The following is an 18,332-nucleotide window of genomic DNA, read 5'->3' on the forward strand; positions in this document are numbered from 1 at the left end:
AGGGCAAGGAGAGGAATAAGGGATATGAAAAGAGTGACCAAGGAAATCGAAATTAAACTTGAACCAGAACAACGGTTTTTCGTTGAAACAAATGATGATTTTTCTCTATTGCTGGTAGACAGCATCTTGATACTGCCAGAAGCTTGGCAAATCAACTTGGACGGAAAAGTGTTTCACGTAGATTATGAAGAATCAGAAATAACGTCTGGCGGTCGAGTTAGCGCTGGATATGAGCTAAATCAACTAGGTGTGTATGACGCTTAAATCATTATCAATCAAGGAGGTCTAAACCATGGATAAGAAGATACAAGAGATACGAGAATGGCATGAGAGAGAAGAACGACGTATTAAAAAATACCCAGAATCCAAACAAGTGAGATATCCAAATGAACCTTCTCAGAAAGCATACGACATAATCGGCTACCTCCTACAACAGATAGAGATTAAGGATAAGGCACTAGAGTTTTATGAGGATACATCCACATACACCGAAACGATGGAAGAGATTCAAAATGTATTTTCTCCTAAAGGAATGCCAAGTTATCGAACCAATTCCGCCCCAATCGTATTCGACAAAGGCGAACGTGCACGTGCAGCTTTGAAAGGAGAGGATACCCCATGAATCCAATAGACCCCAAACAATTGGACGATGCGGATTTAATCATAAACTTTTATGACAACACACTTTGTACGGATTATCGTCAAGAACTGGCTAAAGAAATCTACCGGAGGGCAGGTGTAACGGATGGCACGAGAAGAATACAACAAGCTGAAAAACAAGCGTAGGAGCATTTATCTGGCGTGTGAAGAAATGGACTTTACATGGGATCAGCACCAAGTACAACAATTTGACGAAATGTGGTCATCGGGAATTAGTTTGCAGCAAATTGGGGAAGAACTTGGGCGTGACCCAGACGAAGTAATGATGTTAGCAGTAGACCGTATTAAAAAACGCTGTATAGGTAAGCGTCCAGGCGGAGCATTGGGGGCGATGGCATGATTACTTTTGTGATAAACGAACCTCCTATGGGAGCAGTAAGAATGACGCAACGGAGCAAATGGACAAGCAAGAGCGCTCAAAGGTATCTGTCTTACAAACAAATGATCGGATTTGTAGCACGGAAACAGTTCTTAGAGCCGCTAGAAGGGCCCGTAGCGGTCGAAGTAGGATTCAGATACCCGTTTCCTAAGTCGTGGACTAAAAAGCGATTAAAAGAGGCGCTAGAGTCCCAAGAACTGCCGACAATCAAACCTGATATTGACAACTGTGTAAAAGGTATATTCGATGCCTTAAATAAGATAGCGTGGAACGATGATTCTCAGGTAGTGGCGCTGGTAACGCGCAAATATTATTCTGACCATCCAGAGATTGAGGTAAAGGTATGGCAGATCGGTGAGGAAACGCAAGAAATAATATAAATAATTCATATAACAACGTATAAAGGAGTGTTGTAAATGGAGAACAAAACTCTTAAATATATCCCTGGCTATTATCCATATCGTATCGACGAAGACGAAAAAGTATTTGCATCACATCCGAAAACAGGATTCCCGGTTTTGGTGAAAGAGAGCAACCGGATGGTAAACGTTCGTCAAGATGGGCGACCTAAGAAAGTAAAAGTATCGGAGCTATACCGTAGAGCATTTAACAAGCTGCTTCCAGAGGATTAAATATATAGCCCCCAAGGGCAGAGAGGACAAACACATGGATAAAGTGAAGATTACGAAGGCTCAGGCGCAGGCTGTTGATCTGCTTAGGAAAGTACATTCTGAGTCGTCCATTGTAAGAATGCATGTTGAGTATCCCGAAAAATGGTCGAAAGACTTTGAAGGTGCAAACGGCATGGAATTGGATTTGCTTATACGTGCTCTTTATAACGGTTATGAAGTTGAATTAACGATGGAAGAACGGATGCTTGCACATTTCAAAGAACCAAAAGGTTATTTAGCTGAATATGACACGGAGAACGTAATATATCGAAAAGGTATGGCAAAGGCTCTTGAAATAGCAGGTATTAAGGTACCTGGCATTAACGATTAAGCCCCATAGGGGATAAGAAGGAGGGAACAGCACATTGGACTATAAGCAAAAGCGCTTGATCGCTATGGCGGAGATGCTTAAAGCATATACAGATGAGAGTAAGCCAGGACCATGGGTGGTGGCATACAGCGGCGGCAAAGACAGCACAGTAGCTTTTGACATTGTTGTCCGGTCGCTGATGCAGCTTAAAACGTACAAGCCTGACGCGCTTACGAGGGATGTGTATCTTACTACAGCCAATACCAACTTGGATTTTGTTACGGACCCACTCAAGCAATCGGAGCTGGCAAAGATCAAGCGGCTAGTTGAGGAACAGGGACTGCCCGTGAAGATCGTTGAAGTTGCTGCACCTATTGTAAAGAGTTTTATGTATCTGACAGTGGGACGCGGATATCCGCTACCTAAGAGCCGCATGAACCGCTGGTGTACGGAGCGGCTCAAAATTGAGCCATCCCAAAAAGAGCACAAAGCTATTGCTCCAGCTCTTACGGTAACAGGGGTCCGCATGAGCGAGTCGGCAGCCCGGCAGGAGAACATTAAGAACCGTCAAGTGTCCGAGTTCTTTTCAGATACAGAGTTTATGCCAATCGTAAATTTTACGTTGGACGATGTATGGAGCTACTTGGTTCGTGAAGGCATGGCATGGGGCGATGCAGAGCAGTTAGGCCAGCTCTACAAGGAGGCTACTGGGGAATGTGGACTGAGACAGCATAAGGCTGGTGCGGATGAAAAAACAGACGATCCGTGCGGAGCGCGTACCGGGTGCATTATCTGCCCGGTCGTAAAGATCGACAAGAGTTCGCAAGAGTTTGCCAAGCATAACCCATGGCTTCAGCCGTATGTAGGATTACGTAACTTGATGATCGAGATGTACAAGGACCCATGCAATAAGGCAGGCCGCAAGCGAGACGGTACGGTGCTGGAGTATGGCAAAGGTACATTTACGGTTAAGGCCCGTATGCAGCTCTATGAGGCTGTCAGACAGGCAGAACGTGAGAATGAGGAACTGGCCCGGATGCATGGAGTGGAACCGCAAAAGCTTATCTATTCGCAGGAGCTGGATGACCTGATCCACCGACAGTGGGAAGAGGATTTGAGAGAATGCCCATGGGTGGAAGATGCTGCGGAGGTTGGTCGTTTTTACGAAACTAAGATCAAAGGGATCAGGGAAGGCTACCAGCTTGTATGGAATGTCTATCACGACATGCCAGAAACGGCAGAACAGATATAAGGGGGATACACCCCCTACTACCTATACCAAAGGAGCTAAGAGCATGTTTGAAATAAAGCTATATAATCCGGACGGAAACCATGTCCAAACAATTCGTTCTGACAACGGTTTGCGCGGCGTCTTGAAACAGGCACGGGAATTACTTTCCGCTACTCACCCATGTGCAGCAGTGTACAAAGACGGATTGTGGATCAAAGAATACAGTTTATGAGCCTACTACCTATAAAGGAGAGAAATACATTATGCCGAGACTAAAATTTGAAATGTGGAAATGTCAGACGAAACGAGGCTACATGTCACGTTTTACGGATGGACGCGGCATCAGTACCGATTCATGGTGGGACAGTCCTCAATTAAGCATAGATCATGTTGGAACTGAATACCTAAAACAATCTCATCGTCACCCGAATACGAGGAATGACAGACATATTAACTTTATTAAAGATAGATACAAAGTGGAGATGGCAAGATTGAAGGCAAGTGAGGGAGAGGCATAACAGCCTCTTACCCTATACCCCTATATAAGGAGCGATAAGTGATGAGTATTCGTCCTAAAAAAAACGATCGAGTAACAGTATATGGCAAGTCCGGCACAGTCGTTAACGCTGAGAAGATTTACACGAAAATGTACTACTCCATCAAGCTGGATCATAACGGAAAAATTCAAAAATTCCGGGGAGAGGAATTGAAATACGAAAAGGTGGGAGGCGGTAAAGGTGAGTGAACGGACATATAAATTGTTGGATGGGTCAGAGTTAATTTGTTCGGAAGAAGGAATTCTGAGTCACCGTTTGGAACCGGACTTCCCAGAGATTACGACAGACCCAAATGCTGAATATATGAATCTGCTTGCCCTGGTAGACTCACTCCAGCAGCAGGTAGCCCAGCTACAAGAAATGGATAAACTCCATACTTCAGGGGCAAAACAGCTTACCGAGGACTTGCACACATTGAGAGAGGAAAGAGATAAATTTCGCAAAGCATTAAGCGATGTTCATAACGCTGCACGGTGGGGCGATTTAGATAGGATCGAAGGAATTATTGGTACAGCATTAAGTGAGTAACCACCAATACAATACGCTCCTGGAGCGTTGGAAGGATGATAGATGTGAAAAAATATGAAGTGCTCAAAGCACTGGATGAGATAACTGAAATGTCAGATGAGGAAATAGCAATCAACCAGGAATGGATAAGAAAAGTTGCTAATTCTGCTTATTCACTGGTCAAACAAAAATATAAACCCAATGTGGAGCTGAGAAAAAAATGAAAAATATAGATATGTTGGACATGACAGACCATCGTTCAAAACTTACAGGAAATCAAGTGGGGACACATATTTACTGAAACCTTACTTGTGCGGATTGCAGAGCTTATTAATGCCAGCCCCCGAGAGAGGGCAGAGGCTGCTTATATGACATTATCCAGTCAGGATCAATGTAGATAGTGGCCCCCCCATATTGTCGCTAGGAACGTTAAATATGGAGGGAGAGATATGAACCACCACTCCATAGGAAAGCGGTGTGAACCCATTATAAATGCTCTCTTTCTAAGAGTAAATGTCGTGGGACTTGCTTGGAGAGTTAAAAATACGCTACAGGGTGTAGGACCTACACCCACTAAGGGAGGATATATAGATGCCAGATAAACAAAGTATCCAATGGATTAAATATGATCCCAAAAACCCGGGCGACCTGGAAGAAGAACACTATCTCATTAATCTAGCCACTCGCTATTTATCAACAGCGGCTATGGTTTGGGCTGTATATGACGCTATAGATAATATGTTTTATGTTGAAACAGAGTTTGGTAAAGAGGGATTTCGTGATTATGTGTCTCATTATGCAGTCATTAATACACCGGGGGATGTGATTTCATGACAGAACGTAACTGGCAAGAGGATATGAAACTGTCAGAACAAGCCAAGGGCTGGATTTATGAAATCACTTTTAATGGTGAAGGAAATATTGTAGCAAAGGATGCTAATTATACATTTGCGCAGGTTATTGCTGGGGATGTAGGCATGAGCAACGCTGAGATTATATTAGATGGACTTGAAGCCCTTCCTTACTGGCTCCAACAATATGCAGCACTTGAAAGGGAATACGAACGGTTCCAGAAAGCTGCAATGGGCTGGAATGATGATTTAACGAAGGCAGAGGCAGAAATAGAACAAAAGGATGCAGAGATTACTAAGTTACGCAGTGCAATAGCTTTTTCTATTGCTGAATATGAGCTTCATGAAAATCCAGGAGCTGCAGCAGAGTGTATGTGGCAAATACTCTATACGCATGTTCAACCTAAACAAGCGTCTCTCCTGCAAGATAAAGGAGACACCCAATGATAAGAGCCTATACCTCTATATTATGCGCATTACTGTTATATGTGGGTGTAGTCAGTATAGATAGGTATATGTTGATTGAGCATATTGAGCCGAACACTTTGAGCGAAGGAAAGATAATGGGTGACTAGAAAGGAGAGAAGAAATGAGTAACAATCAACTAATGTTTTTTGAGGGGAAACATCCAGTAATGGTATTAATGCCAGAGGACGTAAATTTTCAGTTCAAAGGGGACTTCATAATCAACGCAAAGAGCGTTGCGGATGCTTTAGATTATCAAGGTAACTCAGCTACAAGCGAAGTTTTGAAGTTCTGTAAGGAAAGCCATGTCTACCTTGTTAAAAATTCAAACATGGTGAATCGCCATGTTAGGAAGTTGCATAGCACTGGAGAAAAATTTATTTCTAACTTTTCTCTAAATCGTGTAATGGGACAATCAGGGCAGACGAAAGCAGAAGCGTTTCAAGATTGGTTATATGAAGACGTAATGCCGTCAGTACAGAAAACCGGAAAATATGAGATGCCAGGATCATCAGAACCGGAACTAATTCACTTTAAGAAAGAAGCCTACATGTTGAGCGTTTCTGCAGATGTACTTCGCTTACCTGACTCTGGCCGTTTGAAGCTTTTGGGGGATTTTAATAAGCAACATGGATTGAATGTTCCTCTACCAGCATATGCAGATGAAGGACACACGAAATCAGCTACAACATTACTAAAAGAGAACGGGATAAGGCTAGCTACGGAGAAGTTCAATAATCTGCTTATAAATCACGGATTGTTGGAGATAAGGGAACGACCCTCTAAAAAGAGCGACATTAAGAAATTCAAGTCGCTGACAGAGGAGGGGCTTCAATTTGGGAAAAACATCATTAGCCCGAATAATCCAAGAGAAACAGCGCCGCACTACTACCCTAATAAATTTTATGACTTACTGAAACGAGTGGGGTTAGAGTATGGAGCAAGGTTTTGATATGGCAGATAACAACGCAATGGTGAAAGCAAAGAGCTTTTGGGTGTGGACGAAGAAAGCAGAGGTTAAGAATCCAGCGCATTCACGTGAAGGAGATCCAGTCCATGAAAGATATCTCTATGAGGCTCCTAAGTTTATGCTGGACGATGGGCTTATACAGGACTCGGCAGATTCGCCGCGTGAGGGGCAGACAACAATATTTGATTTTCTATAAAGGAGCGACAAGATGGGGGCGATAGAGCAAATGGAACTATACCCGAGCATCACAGAAGCCGATAAGAAGGCCGTACGCAAGTTGCTGGGCAATTACCCTAAGATGCGCCTTACCGTCGAATCATTAGGCCGTAAGGAGTCTCTAACGGCGGAAGAAAGGCAAGTGTATCAGGAGTGGAGCAAATTGATCACCGAATTAGACATGGCAATCAATTTAATCTTAGACGATGAGGTCAAAAAGATCATTGAGCACCGCTTCATTAAGGGGCGTAAATATAAATTTACTGTGATTCAATTCCAGAACCATGGCATGAGCGTTAACACCATAGACCGTCGAATAGACGAAGGAGTCAAAAGTATAGCAGAAACCTTGAAGCTATGCGGAATTTTGGGGGTAAGTTGGGGGTAACGTGGGGGCAATTTGGGGGAGAAACCATTTTAAAGTAGGGACATAGGGTTAACGCCCGGGTGTCCCTGCTGTCCCTTACCATGGCAGGACTCGTCCATGACAAAAGGTTGAGCCCGCTAATACAGGGGATTAACTGTAGCGCTAGTCGCGGTGGTGTGGAAGCGGGGATGGTCAGAAGGTTAGATTCCTTCCCAAGCGCTCCACCCGGGCGCTATAGAACTACGGGCAATATCAAATAAGCAAGCATAAGGGCATCGGTATACGGTGTCCTTTTTGCTATGTACAGGAGGAAACAAACGATGGCACAGAATTATGCGTATCTCGATCAATACGGCATCCTGCATCTACACGATGAAGAGCATGCCAAACAGCACGGCAAACATGTTGCTACTGAGCTGCAAGCAGACGAAAGCGGCTATCCGGTCGTAGACGGCGAAGGCGTTGTTTATTACAGCCAAGAAGACGCAGCATACATCCGTGGTAACCGTAAAGACGGCGAACGAGTAGCTACGCCTGCTGAAATTAAGCAACTGGCAGAGCAGCTCAAGTAACACCTTTTTCCCGGCTTAGTCCGGGGATATGACACATACAGGATTATAGCGGTTCGATTCCGCTGTGTGTCTTAACAGAGGAAAAAAATTCATATAACCCTGCAGTTTCGTGATATATTTTAAACAAAACATATAAAAGGGTGATATGAATGACTTCTTCCTCTTCTTCTGGATTATCTATATCAGAGCAATTGATGTATAGCACAGTTAGAATTGAGAGTATGGACGTATACGGAAATGTAAGCACAGGCACAGGCTTCTATTATCGTATGTTAGATAACGGGGAGTCGCATGTTTCGGTAATAGTTACCAACAAACACGTGGTTGAGGGAGGTTCTAGGGGAAGATTTGTTATTAATTTAGCCTCTGAAGAAGGGAGACTTTCCGGTAATGATCAAGAAGTATTCTCTTTCGATAACTTTGAGAGCATGTGGATTAAACATCCTGACCCTGATGTGGACTTGTGTATAATGCCTTTTGTTCCTATTATACGAGAAGCAGAAGCGAGAGGCTTAAAATTGGCTTTTGTTATGCTAGACGAAAAATTGGTATACTCAGATGAACAATTAAGCGATCTTACCGCCATTGAAGATATTGTTATGGTAGGTTATCCAAATGGAATATGGGACAAGGTGAATAATCATCCGATAATCAGAAGAGGAATAACGGCCACCCATCCTGGATATGACTATAATGGTAAAGAAGAGTTTTTGATAGATGCTGCATGTTTCCCGGGATCAAGTGGGTCCCCGGTATTGTTATTGAATCAGGGGAGTTATGCAAATAAATCTGGTGATGTAATCCTTGGTAATAGAGTAGCATTGTTGGGAATCCTATATGGTGGGCCTCAGTATACGACAACCGGAGAAGTTAGGATCGTCGATGTTCCGACTAGACAACAAGCAATATCGGTCTCCAGCATACCTAATAATCTTGGCATAATAATTAAGGCTAAAAAGTTAATTGATTTTGAACCAATACTTTCTGAGATAATTAAGAATCAAGGCGAAAAATAAAATGACTATCACAAACAACGCACTTTTGCTTGCGTTGTTTTTTTGTGCACAGAGCAGAACTAGAATACTGTTGATTGTGGAAAATATAGACCCGTAATATACATCTGAAAATAGCTGAGAGGCGACAGCTAAGTAGGATACACGGGTCTATTTGTTATTCTAGAATATAGGTAAATCGGAAACGTCATTGTTCACTCTTCTGCTGTAGCTTGCGGTGATATTCTTGGATAGCAAAAGTGGCTACTTGCGCTGAAATCATAGCTATATGTTTTACCACTTTAGATGTTTCCTCATTAGACAAATTTTCATCAGACATTTCTAGATAACGCTCAACAGCAGCGTGCTCTATCTCTTGAAAATCAGAAGCTTTTAGATTGGACATTGTATAACCCTCCTTTCTATGAGTTTGAAATTTTAGACAATTACTATCATACACAAAAAGGAAAAGTCTAGTAAGGGTGATAACAAGGAGGAGCAATACTGGTATGTCGTTAAAGCGATTCTGCAACAAGCAGGGATGCAAGGAATTGGTTATGGGCAATGAGCGATACTGTGAGGCTCACCAAGACCAAGTACGCAGCTATGACCAGGAGAGAGGTACAGCAGCAGAGCGCGGTTATGATAGCAAATGGCGGAAGGCGCGTGAAGGATATCTACGTAAGCACCCGTTATGTACGTCTTGCTTCCAACGTGGGTACTTGGCTGCTGCAACAGTAGTCGATCATATCGTACCGCATAGGGGAGACAAGCAACTGTTTTGGGATAGAGATAACTGGCAACCACTGTGTAAGCAATGTCACGATACCAAGACAGCTAAGGAGGATGGAGGCTTTGGGAATCGCTAAGAAGATGGGAGAGTTCATAGGCTGTCTGTATGGCTGTTGTTCTCTTAAATAGAGTGGAGGGATAACACATGATCATTAGAATGGGAATCTATGAGTTGGAAGGTACACCGCAGGAATTAGTAGAGTATGACCGACTGAGTGATGAGTACGAGGAAGCGAAGCGGTTAGCGGCAGCCACCAAGGATGTGTCAGTGAATGCACAGCTACACGGTAGACACTACATGCGAGTGGAGATAGACCTTGACCAGACGTGTACAACGCAGGACGTGCAAGAGAAGGTTAGGCAGGTACTGAATGAATTTTTTGAAAAGAATAAATTTAAGATTATTTCTTAGAAAAGGGGAAGGGGGGTCAAATTTCTAAAAACTTTTTTTGAAATAGACCGCGCCGGACTTTTTTCGCGTAAAAACTCGTTTTATAAATTTTTCGGGATCTGGAGGTGCACCCGGATGGGGAGAAATGCAAAACCGATTGACCTTCACATCGCGGGAGGCAATCCGAACCGATTAACCAAAGCACAGATTCAGGCGCGTAAAGAAGGTGAGGTTAAGCTCGGAAAAACTGAGCTGGAAAAGCTGAAACCGCCTGTGTTTGTAAAGGATGATACAGTGGCTTTCGCTCACTGGAAACAGTGCATGAAAGATTATAAAGCCGCTGCTGCTGAAGGTGTTAATTTGCTTTCAAGCTCTGATATAGGGCTGTTGGGTATGTACTGCCGGACGTATTCGGAGTATGAAAAGCTGCTGAAACAGTATCAGAAAATCGAGCGAATTTCTATTGAAGATTACGTATTTGATGAATATTTTGATGAATTAACACGCAAAGCTGAGGAAACGGGAGAGGATCTGAATGAGTATGGTTTGAGGGCACAAAAGTACCTTTCCCAACTCGCTTCCTTAGAAGGTGTATTAAAAATCGAAACGGCAATCAACAAGAAGATGGACATGCTTCTCAAAATGCAGGACCGTTTGTTCTTAAACCCTTTGTCCAAAGTGAAGAATGTTCCGAAGCCGAAGGAACCGGAGAAGACCTCGAGCAAGTTCGGAAAGTTCGGGGGAAACCGAAGTGGCTAACCCGCAGATTTATCCTTACAACACTGTCGGAGAGACGGACCGGGTAACCGCCTATGCACTGGAAGTGGTGTCCGGCAGGATTATCGCTGGTCAGGCACAGCGACAGGCGTGTGAGCGCCACCTTCGAGACTTGGATCGACAGGGTACGGAAGATTTTCCTTACGTGTTCGATCCAGATAAGGCCCATGAGATTATAGAGTTTGCCGAATCCCTCACGCTGGCAGAAGGCGAGGAACCTTTGCCGCTTGAACTATGGGGCTTTCAAGACTTTATGTTTGGGAGTTGGAATGGCTGGGTTACGTTGGATGGTTACCGTCGATTCCGCACCTCATATGTTCAGGTGGCCCGGCAAAACGGTAAATCTTTGGGCAACGCGGTCCCAGCCCTCTTTTATGGAAACTTTGACGGCTATAATTATCCCCAAGTATACTGCACCGCTACAAAAGAAGCTCAGGCAAGAATTGTCCTAAAGGAATGTATCAAATTCATTGATGCAGACCCAGAGCTTGGTGGTTCAGATTATGAGTCGGGGCTATTTGACGTTAAAGACTATAAGAGCACTATCCTTTGTTCTCTGACCAAGGGTGAAATCAGGGCGCTTGGTCGAGATACGAAAACGATAGATGGATTCCGTCCATATTTTGCGAGCGTCGACGAATATCATTTACACAAAGACAATCAAATGTACAAGCTGCTTGCTGATGGAACCAAAAAATTAAAGCAATGCCTTATTTCCGTTATTACAACCGCAGGCTTTAATATCAACGGTCCGTGCTATGAGTTGTACAAATATTGCAAGTTAATTCTATCTGGCGCACATGCCGACGAAACTCAGTTCGTTTTCATCTGCGAGTTGGACAAAGACGACGATGTATGGGATGAAGCCAACTGGCCGAAAGCTAACCCGTTATGGACTCCTGAAACCTTGGATAGTTTAAGGTCGGAAGCGATAAAGGCTAAGGTTCAGCAGGGGGAAGAGCTGCGAAACTTCCTTACCAAGTCCTTAAATCGTTGGGTTCAGTTCTCCGATACACAGTATATGAACATGGAGCATTGGCAAGCCTGCGAATCTGACACAACTATCGAAGATATGGAAGGCAAGGAATGTTACTTAGGGCTTGATCTTTCTTCCGGGGGAGACTTGACAAGCGGAAGCCTAGAATTCCCTTTGGATGTGGATGGTCAACGCAAATACTACATCCATTCTCATAGCTGGATACCAGCGGCGCGGGTACATGAGCATGTGCAGTCTGACCATGCGCCATATGACATGTGGATCATGGAGGGGTTACTTACTCCTACAGAGACAATGGGCGGCGTGAAGACAGATTATAAGTATATCCTTGCTTATTACCGCGACCTAATCAAAAAACATAACTTCAAATTAAAAGGCATCGCTTATGACCCTCATAATGCGGATGCCTTTTTGTCTGACCTTGAAGAATTTGGCGTCGACCTGGTTGAGATAGTTCAAAGTGCCAAGAGCCTAAATGACGCAACGGTTGATTTTAGGCTGGAGGTTGAGGCGGGCAATGTCATTTATGATCGTCGCAATAAGTTGCTAACATGGTCTATGGCGAACGCTAAGACCACCAGTAACAGTTTTGGGGAAATAAAGATAGACAAGGACCCTAACGCCAAAACAAAACGTATCGACCCCGTGGACGCTGTCATAGACAGTCACAAACTAACTCTGTCCTTGGCGGTCAAGCCAAGAAAATCAGTCTACGAAGAGAGGGGACCACGTTCACTGTGAAAAAATTAAAAATCAAGGAAGATACAATCCGCGAGATGTTACTATCGGCGGGTTTTTTGACGTTTTGCACCGGAATATGGCTTATCTACCCTCCGGCATCGCTGATTATAGGGGGACTGCTGTTGATGTGGCTTGGATTTCCGTCAAAACGGCAGAAAGGAGGCTAATTTAATTGGGGATTTTGACTAATATAGCGGCTCAAAAGTCGGAATATTCGATGAATGATTTCACGAATGACATCCGAAAACGGCTGTATGGTGGTCGTACATCGTCTGGCAATCAGGTAAATGAGGACTCAGCAATGCGCTTTATCACGGTATTTAGCTGTGTTCGGGTCCTATCAGAAGCTGTAGGAGCCCTGCCTTTGTTCGTTTATAAGCAACAATCGGATGGAAGAAAGGAAAAGGCAACCGATCATCCAGTGTATGGGCTTCTTCATGACCTGCCAAACACGGAAATGACGTCTCAAAGTTGGCGTGAAGCTATGGTGGGACACCTTTCAACGTCCGGTAATTGCTATTCAGTGCTGACACACAATAGGCGTGGACAGGTATTTGACATTTACCCTCTGGATTGGACGACAGTCCACCCTTACCGTAATACAGAGAGCGGAAAAATAGAATATCGTATCAGTGATCGAGGAAAGCAAGAAATCCTGCCAGCGGAAAAAATGTTGCACATCCCCGGGTTCGGAGGTGACGGTATTGTTGGTTATTCCCCTATCCGAATGGCTGCTGAAGCAGTTGGTTTGGGGATGGCATCTGCACAATTCACTTCACACTTTTACAAAAACGGAATGAATGTAGGTGGTGTGCTTGAGCATCCAGGTGGCTTGAGTGATGTGGCATTTGATCGGTTGCAAGAATGGATCAATGAAAAAGGTGTTGGGCTGGGCAATTCGTGGAAACCTCTTATTTTGGAAGAAGGGATGAAGTACAGCCGGATACCAATGCCCTTTGTGGATGCCCAATTTATCGAAACTCGCAAACTTAACCGTGATGAGATATGTGGTTTGTTCAGGGTGCCACCCCATATGATTGCCAACTTGGAGCGCAGCACTAACAATAATATTGAGCATCAAGGAATTGAGTTTGTTATGCATACGCTCATGCCGTATTTAACAAGGATTGAAGCGGCAGCTAATTGGAAGTTGTTCACTCCGGCTGAGCGTGCAGCTGGTTACTACGTTAAATTTAACGTTGATGCGCTTCTGCGCGGTGACTACAAGAGTCGCCAGGAAGGACTTGCTATACAACGGCAAAACGGCATTATTAACGGGGATGACTGGAACATTATCGAAGATCGCAACCCGGCTCCAGATGGTAGCGGTAAAGAATACCTAGTGAATGGAAACATGATTCCTATTTCTAGGGCTGTAAACGGACAAACAACACAAGCTGCACCGGAAGGAGGTGATACGACAAAATGACAAAAATCAAATACTTTAGAGCAGAGGCCAAAAAGAACGCCAAAGAGCGTAAAAAGTTTTGGTCTTTTCGTGCTGCCGACCAAGGTGTAGGTGAGTTGATGCTTTACGGAATTATTGAGGCGCAGACATGGTGGGGGGATGAAGTTACACCTCAAACCTTTAAGGATGAATTGGACAGTTTGGGCGATATATCCAAACTCAACGTTTATATCAACAGCGATGGTGGCGACGTTTTTGCTGGTCAAGCTATCCATAGTATGTTGAAGCGTCACAAGGCCCATGTGAATGTTTACATCGACGGAATTGCTGCAAGTATCGCCTCTGTTATTGCGATGGCCGGAGATACGGTGTTTATGCCTCGAAATTCCATGATTATGATTCACAGTCCGTGGACAGTTGCGATGGGGAATGCAACAGATTTTCGAAAGTTGGCAGACGATTTGGATGCTGCACGTGAAAGCATGATAGCTGCATACCAGGATAAATCAGGAATGGAGCGCGAGGAGTTAATAACTTTGCTTGAAGCGGAGACATGGCTATCCGCAGAAAGGGCGATTGAATTAGGGTTTGCAGATCAGATTGAAAATTCCAAGCAAATAGCTGCGGCTGTTCGCAATGGGGCCTTGATGATTAATGGACAAACCATGAATTTGGATCGTTTCAAGAATGCTCCCATGATTGTGGAGACAGAGGCTGAGTATACCAGCGAAAAAGTTATTCCGCAGGAACCAGAACAGAAAAAAGAGTTACCCAATACTGATCCAGAAGACGTGAGCAATGCAACAACTTCGCCGATGGCATTATACGAACGAATAACCCTATACAACGAATCTAGGAGGAAATTATAAATGAAAAATAAAACTATCAAGCACCCTATGAACCTTCAGCTGTTTGCGGAAACTGGAACTCCTACTATGCAGGAGATGTTGCAAGACCGAGCTGATTTGATAACGCGCCAACGGGCTCTATTGGACTCGGCGAAAAAGGAAAAACGTGATTTTACTGAGGATGAAGATAAAGAATTCAACTCGTTCGAAGCCAAAATTGTGGCATTGGACAAGCAAATTGTCCGCGAAGAGGCCGTCGCTTCCCGTGAAAAACAGTTGGATGAAGCAACAAAACCATATCGTCCATCCGCTTCAGTTCTTGGTGGTAACCCTACTCAAGAAGAGAAGAAGGACGACGCTGGTTTTAAAGGACTTGGTGAGTTTATTCATGCCATGCGTTTTGGGGATGAAAAAGGCCGCCAGTTTGCTTTAGCATCCAATCCGGGACAAGGCGGTGGTCGCCAGGTTCCAGATGCTTTTGCTTCCCAATTGCTTGGGTTCCGGAATGAATGGACTATTGGGGGCGGTGCAGGGGCTGGACAATTCTTGCCAACGCAGTTTATGCCTGATAACATCCTACAATTGAACCCACAAGCGGCTATTGTACGCCCACGCGCCACAGTAATTCCTGCTGGAGACCCACCAGATTCCAAAATTACAATCCCTGCCTTAGATCAAGGCACAAACGGAGTGTATGCCGGGGTTGAAGTGGACTGGATCGAAGAGGGCGCCGAAAAACCAGAAACAGGAGGGAAAATGAGTGAAGTTTCCCTTGAGCCGCATGAAGTAGCGGCTACTACTGTTGTAACGGACAAGTTGCTTCGCAATTGGAAAGCCGCAGACACTTTTATCCGTAATTTGTTGTCTCGCGCAATGCTGGCTGCGGAAGATGTGGCATTCCTGACTGGTAATGGCACAGGTAAACCGCTCGGGGTGCTGAATGCAACGGGTGCATTAACAGTTAAACGTAAAGCAGCAAACCAAATAAGCTATATTGATGTGGTAAATATGCTTGCGAATCTTCTGCCGGAATCGGTTGGTAGCGCGGTATTCGTTGCTCACCAGTCTACATTACCACAGCTGATGACCATGCAAGATCCTGCTGGGCGATACATCTTTATTCAAGGCGACGCAACTAAAGGTATTCCGTCCACACTTGCTGGTATCCCAATTCGCTTTACAGGTCGCACGAGAGCGCTCGGCACAAAAGGCGACCTGCAATTGGTGGATTTCTACTACTACCTCATTAAAGACGGTAGCGGCCCTTTCATTGATGCGTCTGAACATGTCTTGTTCCGCAGTAACAAAACGGTAATCAAGGCATTTTGGAATGTGGATGGCAAGCCGTGGGTAATTTCCCCGCTCACGTTGGAGGATGGAGTAACAAAAGTTAGTCCTTATGTGCTGTTAGACGTACCAACAGCCTAAAAAAACAATAGACCCGGATCACGCCGGGTCTTCTAAGGAGGAAACCCAATGCCTAAGGGAGATAAACTACAATATCTAGTAACATCCACTTTTACGGATAAGGAAACGGGTGATGTCGTGTTGCCCGGCTCCTACTTTGCAGCCACGGAACAACGTGCACGCCGTTTGCAAGCGGCCGGAGTAATTGCAGACGACGATACAGGGGCACCACTTGGAACTGACCCAACGAATCCTGCGCCTGATGCGGATAAAAAGCAAACTAAACCTAAAACAACTAAGACGGATACCCCAGATGTACCTGTCACATCCGATGCACCTAATGTACCTGATGTACCGGACGCTGGTGGTGATACGAATGCTGACAACCCTACAGAGGGCTAAAAGTTATCTGTCCATTCCCTTGGATGATACGTCACAAGATTTTACACTTCTCACCGCTTTAGGAGCAGCTTCGGAATGGATTGAACGGGAATGTAATCGAAGCTTCGAATACAAGACATATCGGCAGACGCTAGACGGTCCTGGAACTAAGTTCCTTCGACTCAGAAACTTCCCTATCCACTCCGTTTCTCTGCTACATGTTGATGGTGTGGATAAGTTGGGAGAATCATTCACTATTGAGTCCGAAAACGGGATGCTGTTTCGGCGGTCTGGTTGGCCGTTTGGGGCGCGTTTAATCGAGGTGGAATATCTGGCTGGTTACATTCTCCCGAGCGATGCAGAGGACGCGCCTGCGCCTACATTACCGTGTAAATATGAATGGGCTTGCGTATTGCTTGCCCAAACGTTAATGCGTGAACAGGGCGTAACCAGTGAAAGGGTAGGCGACATATCCGTAACATACAAAGATGAGGGCCGAAGCCTGCCGGGTGCAGTCAAGGCCCTTATTCAGTTGTGAGGTGATTGTATGGCTGGCGCAAGACGGACACGCACTCGCCGTGCTAACGTGGAACTGGATGAAACGAGTTTCCTTCCGGCAATCATGGCCAACTTAAACAAGCTTGCCAAAAAAGAGGTTCATATAGGTATGCAAGGTGATGCGGATCTGGCGATGATTGCGGGTGTTCATGAATATGGATCTGCCAAAATGAAAATACCAGCTCGTTCATTTATCGGGACAGGAAAGAAAAAATCGGCTGCTGGTATTTCCAAATGGGTGCGAACAAACATAACCCCTGTTGCCATGGGGAACATGGATGTTATGGCCTTCTTGGAGGAAATCGGAGTAATAGGGGAAACGAAGACGCTTGCTAATTTTAATCGGATCAAGCAGCCGCCGCTTTCCCCGTTGTATGCACGTCGAAAAAAAGGGAAAAAAATCCTCATTGCAGATGCGGACTTACGGGACAGCATTACTCATATGATAGTGGACAAGTAGGAGGTTGGTTATGCGTAAGTTTGCTTTCGGGGGGATCATGCGTAAATATAACGTGCCTTACGTATTTGTACGGTCTGCTTCGGGCTATTGGGATGAGGACGGCGTTTGGGTTCCTGCAAAGGAAGAACGTGTTTCGTTACAGGGGCATTTTCAGCCTGTCTCCGCCAAGCTTCAGCAAGAGGAAGGCGGTAACTATACCGAGGAAGATAGGACGCTGTACACGGCTTCTATGCACTCTACGGGCGACCGGATAGAGTACCAGGGCAAACATTACACAGTGGATACCGCTGAGGTCCGAAAGTACAGCGATATTAATAAATATATGTTGAAAAAGGTGATCAGAAATGATTCCGTTCAAGGCGATCCGGTCAGCGATAGTCCGTAATCTATCGACCCATTTAGGTATCAAGGTGGTGGAGCTGAACGGCGGGGGTGACATGCCGAAAGGTGCGTTCCTGACCTACTCATTCACAGAAGGCCCGGCAGAGGGGCGGGGCTTCCCGGTAGTAACACAGGAAAACGGAAAATTAGTGCAGCGGGAGACGGTGGAATTTACCGTCTCTTTTTTGTCCTATGCTTCGGATAGCGCGGACAGCATTACAAACGCGCTTAGAACGCAGGACTGGCTTAAAACCATTGGCCGGGATGTTCTCAAGGATTTGGACGTGGTTGTTTTCAATATCGGCAGCGTGGACAACCGGGACATTCTCATTGCAGACGAGTGGGAACGACGCTACGGGTTTGATGTAGATTTTAGCACCACCGCCGTTGCCGATCAGGATTTGCAATGGATTGAAAAAGCTAATATTCAAAGGGGGTAATTA

33 protein-coding genes are annotated in these 18,332 nt (G+C 44.9%); 32 read left to right on the forward strand and 1 reads right to left on the reverse strand.

Annotated elements, in window-relative coordinates; translation table 11 throughout:
* The first annotated feature begins 24 nt into the window (after positions 1-24).
* The 20 genes from HFE01_RS01430 to HFE01_RS01525 all read left to right on the forward strand — a co-directional run bounded on the left by HFE01_RS01430 (position 25) and on the right by HFE01_RS01525 (position 8,772).
* Positions 25-264, forward strand: a complete 240-nt coding sequence (locus tag HFE01_RS01430; protein ID WP_167438264.1) for a hypothetical protein — start codon at positions 25-27, stop codon at positions 262-264.
* 28 nt (positions 265-292) lie between these two features.
* On the forward strand, positions 293-622 hold the full coding sequence (locus HFE01_RS01435) for a hypothetical protein (protein WP_167438263.1): 330 nt from the start codon (positions 293-295) through the stop codon (positions 620-622).
* Positions 619-786 (forward strand): hypothetical protein, encoded by a 168-nt coding sequence (locus tag HFE01_RS01440; RefSeq protein ID WP_167438262.1) that lies wholly within the window; start codon positions 619-621, stop codon positions 784-786. Before HFE01_RS01435 ends, HFE01_RS01440 begins: the two co-directional genes overlap by 4 nt.
* A 25-nt stretch (positions 787-811) precedes the next feature.
* Positions 812-1,000 carry a hypothetical protein gene (locus HFE01_RS01445; protein ID WP_144390575.1) on the forward strand — a complete coding sequence of 63 codons (189 nt, stop codon included), beginning with the start codon at positions 812-814 and terminating at the stop codon, positions 998-1,000.
* Positions 997-1,419, forward strand: coding sequence for a RusA family crossover junction endodeoxyribonuclease (locus HFE01_RS01450; RefSeq protein ID WP_167438261.1), 423 nt, complete (start codon positions 997-999; stop codon positions 1,417-1,419). The genes HFE01_RS01445 and HFE01_RS01450 overlap by 4 nt, the downstream gene beginning before the upstream one ends.
* 36 nt (positions 1,420-1,455) lie before the next feature.
* Positions 1,456-1,671: a hypothetical protein gene (locus tag HFE01_RS01455; protein ID WP_167438260.1), complete on the forward strand. Its 216-nt coding sequence runs from the start codon at positions 1,456-1,458 to the stop codon at positions 1,669-1,671.
* Between the two features lie 34 nt (positions 1,672-1,705).
* Positions 1,706-2,041: a hypothetical protein gene (locus HFE01_RS01460; protein ID WP_064963064.1), complete on the forward strand. Its 336-nt coding sequence runs from the start codon at positions 1,706-1,708 to the stop codon at positions 2,039-2,041.
* Between the two features lie 34 nt (positions 2,042-2,075).
* Positions 2,076-3,272, forward strand: coding sequence for a phosphoadenosine phosphosulfate reductase domain-containing protein (locus HFE01_RS01465; RefSeq protein WP_167438259.1), 1,197 nt, complete (start codon positions 2,076-2,078; stop codon positions 3,270-3,272).
* A 43-nt stretch (positions 3,273-3,315) separates the two neighbouring features.
* Positions 3,316-3,483, forward strand: coding sequence for a hypothetical protein (locus HFE01_RS01470; protein ID WP_167438258.1), 168 nt, complete (start codon positions 3,316-3,318; stop codon positions 3,481-3,483).
* 31 nt (positions 3,484-3,514) lie between these two features.
* Positions 3,515-3,769 (forward strand): hypothetical protein, encoded by a 255-nt coding sequence (locus tag HFE01_RS01475; protein WP_019686469.1) that lies wholly within the window; start codon positions 3,515-3,517, stop codon positions 3,767-3,769.
* 41 nt (positions 3,770-3,810) lie between these two features.
* Complete coding sequence (locus HFE01_RS01480) at positions 3,811-3,996, forward strand: hypothetical protein (RefSeq protein ID WP_167438257.1); 186 nt, start codon at positions 3,811-3,813, stop codon at positions 3,994-3,996.
* The gene (locus tag HFE01_RS01485; protein ID WP_167438256.1) at positions 3,989-4,336 is read left to right on the forward strand and encodes a hypothetical protein; all 348 of its coding nucleotides are present in this window, start codon (positions 3,989-3,991) and stop codon (positions 4,334-4,336) included. Before HFE01_RS01480 ends, HFE01_RS01485 begins: the two co-directional genes overlap by 8 nt.
* Before the next feature lie 44 nt (positions 4,337-4,380).
* On the forward strand, positions 4,381-4,539 hold the full coding sequence (locus HFE01_RS01490) for a hypothetical protein (RefSeq protein ID WP_167438255.1): 159 nt from the start codon (positions 4,381-4,383) through the stop codon (positions 4,537-4,539).
* Between the two features lie 367 nt (positions 4,540-4,906).
* Positions 4,907-5,149 (forward strand): hypothetical protein, encoded by a 243-nt coding sequence (locus HFE01_RS01495; protein WP_167438254.1) that lies wholly within the window; start codon positions 4,907-4,909, stop codon positions 5,147-5,149.
* Positions 5,146-5,613 (forward strand): hypothetical protein, encoded by a 468-nt coding sequence (locus tag HFE01_RS01500; protein ID WP_181955906.1) that lies wholly within the window; start codon positions 5,146-5,148, stop codon positions 5,611-5,613. Before HFE01_RS01495 ends, HFE01_RS01500 begins: the two co-directional genes overlap by 4 nt.
* Positions 5,614-5,755: 142 nt before the next feature.
* Entirely contained in the window at positions 5,756-6,583 is an 828-nt protein-coding gene (locus tag HFE01_RS01505; RefSeq protein ID WP_167438253.1) for a BRO family protein, read from the forward strand.
* A gap of 1 nt (position 6,584) precedes the next feature.
* Positions 6,585-6,797, forward strand: coding sequence for a hypothetical protein (locus tag HFE01_RS01510; protein WP_167438252.1), 213 nt, complete (start codon positions 6,585-6,587; stop codon positions 6,795-6,797).
* Between the two features lie 12 nt (positions 6,798-6,809).
* A complete protein-coding gene (locus HFE01_RS01515; RefSeq protein ID WP_167438251.1) occupies positions 6,810-7,205 on the forward strand; it encodes a hypothetical protein in 396 nt (131 codons plus the stop codon).
* Positions 7,206-7,504: 299 nt separating this feature from the next.
* Positions 7,505-7,756: a hypothetical protein gene (locus HFE01_RS01520; protein WP_167438250.1), complete on the forward strand. Its 252-nt coding sequence runs from the start codon at positions 7,505-7,507 to the stop codon at positions 7,754-7,756.
* A gap of 149 nt (positions 7,757-7,905) precedes the next feature.
* A complete protein-coding gene (locus tag HFE01_RS01525; RefSeq protein ID WP_167438249.1) occupies positions 7,906-8,772 on the forward strand; it encodes a S1 family peptidase in 867 nt (288 codons plus the stop codon).
* A 184-nt stretch (positions 8,773-8,956) separates the two neighbouring features.
* Here the strand turns inward: HFE01_RS01525 and HFE01_RS01530 are convergent, their stop codons facing one another.
* On the reverse strand, positions 8,957-9,154 hold the full coding sequence (locus tag HFE01_RS01530) for a hypothetical protein (protein WP_167438248.1): 198 nt from the start codon (positions 9,152-9,154) through the stop codon (positions 8,957-8,959).
* Positions 9,155-9,257: 103 nt separating this feature from the next.
* Here HFE01_RS01530 and HFE01_RS01535 point away from each other — a divergent pair, with 103 nt between their 5' ends.
* The 12 genes from HFE01_RS01535 (at position 9,258) to HFE01_RS01590 (ending at position 18,329) form a co-directional block, all read left to right on the forward strand.
* Entirely contained in the window at positions 9,258-9,617 is a 360-nt protein-coding gene (locus HFE01_RS01535) for an HNH endonuclease (protein WP_167438247.1), read from the forward strand.
* A gap of 68 nt (positions 9,618-9,685) precedes the next feature.
* Positions 9,686-9,952, forward strand: a complete 267-nt coding sequence (locus tag HFE01_RS01540) for a hypothetical protein (protein ID WP_167438246.1) — start codon at positions 9,686-9,688, stop codon at positions 9,950-9,952.
* Positions 9,953-10,066: 114 nt separating this feature from the next.
* Positions 10,067-10,690: a P27 family phage terminase small subunit gene (locus tag HFE01_RS01545; RefSeq protein ID WP_090887593.1), complete on the forward strand. Its 624-nt coding sequence runs from the start codon at positions 10,067-10,069 to the stop codon at positions 10,688-10,690.
* Positions 10,683-12,446 carry a terminase large subunit gene (locus tag HFE01_RS01550; RefSeq protein WP_167438245.1) on the forward strand — a complete coding sequence of 588 codons (1,764 nt, stop codon included), beginning with the start codon at positions 10,683-10,685 and terminating at the stop codon, positions 12,444-12,446. Before HFE01_RS01545 ends, HFE01_RS01550 begins: the two co-directional genes overlap by 8 nt.
* Positions 12,447-12,618: 172 nt before the next feature.
* The gene (locus tag HFE01_RS01555) at positions 12,619-13,875 is read left to right on the forward strand and encodes a phage portal protein (RefSeq protein ID WP_167438244.1); all 1,257 of its coding nucleotides are present in this window, start codon (positions 12,619-12,621) and stop codon (positions 13,873-13,875) included.
* Positions 13,872-14,723, forward strand: coding sequence for a head maturation protease, ClpP-related (locus tag HFE01_RS01560; RefSeq protein ID WP_167438243.1), 852 nt, complete (start codon positions 13,872-13,874; stop codon positions 14,721-14,723). Before HFE01_RS01555 ends, HFE01_RS01560 begins: the two co-directional genes overlap by 4 nt.
* On the forward strand, positions 14,724-16,130 hold the full coding sequence (locus HFE01_RS01565) for a phage major capsid protein (protein WP_167438242.1): 1,407 nt from the start codon (positions 14,724-14,726) through the stop codon (positions 16,128-16,130).
* 48 nt (positions 16,131-16,178) lie between these two features.
* Entirely contained in the window at positions 16,179-16,511 is a 333-nt protein-coding gene (locus tag HFE01_RS01570; protein ID WP_167438241.1) for a hypothetical protein, read from the forward strand.
* Complete coding sequence (locus tag HFE01_RS01575) at positions 16,486-17,028, forward strand: phage head-tail connector protein (RefSeq protein WP_167438240.1); 543 nt, start codon at positions 16,486-16,488, stop codon at positions 17,026-17,028. Before HFE01_RS01570 ends, HFE01_RS01575 begins: the two co-directional genes overlap by 26 nt.
* Positions 17,029-17,037: 9 nt before the next feature.
* Complete coding sequence (locus HFE01_RS01580; protein WP_167438239.1) at positions 17,038-17,508, forward strand: phage virion morphogenesis protein; 471 nt, start codon at positions 17,038-17,040, stop codon at positions 17,506-17,508.
* A 10-nt stretch (positions 17,509-17,518) separates the two neighbouring features.
* Positions 17,519-17,893 (forward strand): hypothetical protein, encoded by a 375-nt coding sequence (locus HFE01_RS01585; protein ID WP_167438238.1) that lies wholly within the window; start codon positions 17,519-17,521, stop codon positions 17,891-17,893.
* Positions 17,853-18,329: a phage neck terminator protein gene (locus HFE01_RS01590; RefSeq protein ID WP_167438237.1), complete on the forward strand. Its 477-nt coding sequence runs from the start codon at positions 17,853-17,855 to the stop codon at positions 18,327-18,329. Before HFE01_RS01585 ends, HFE01_RS01590 begins: the two co-directional genes overlap by 41 nt.
* The last annotated feature ends 3 nt before the right edge of the window (positions 18,330-18,332 follow it).

The organism is Paenibacillus sp. EKM10P, from assembly GCF_011800655.1.
Classification (GTDB): domain Bacteria; phylum Bacillota; class Bacilli; order Paenibacillales; family Paenibacillaceae; genus Paenibacillus; species Paenibacillus polymyxa.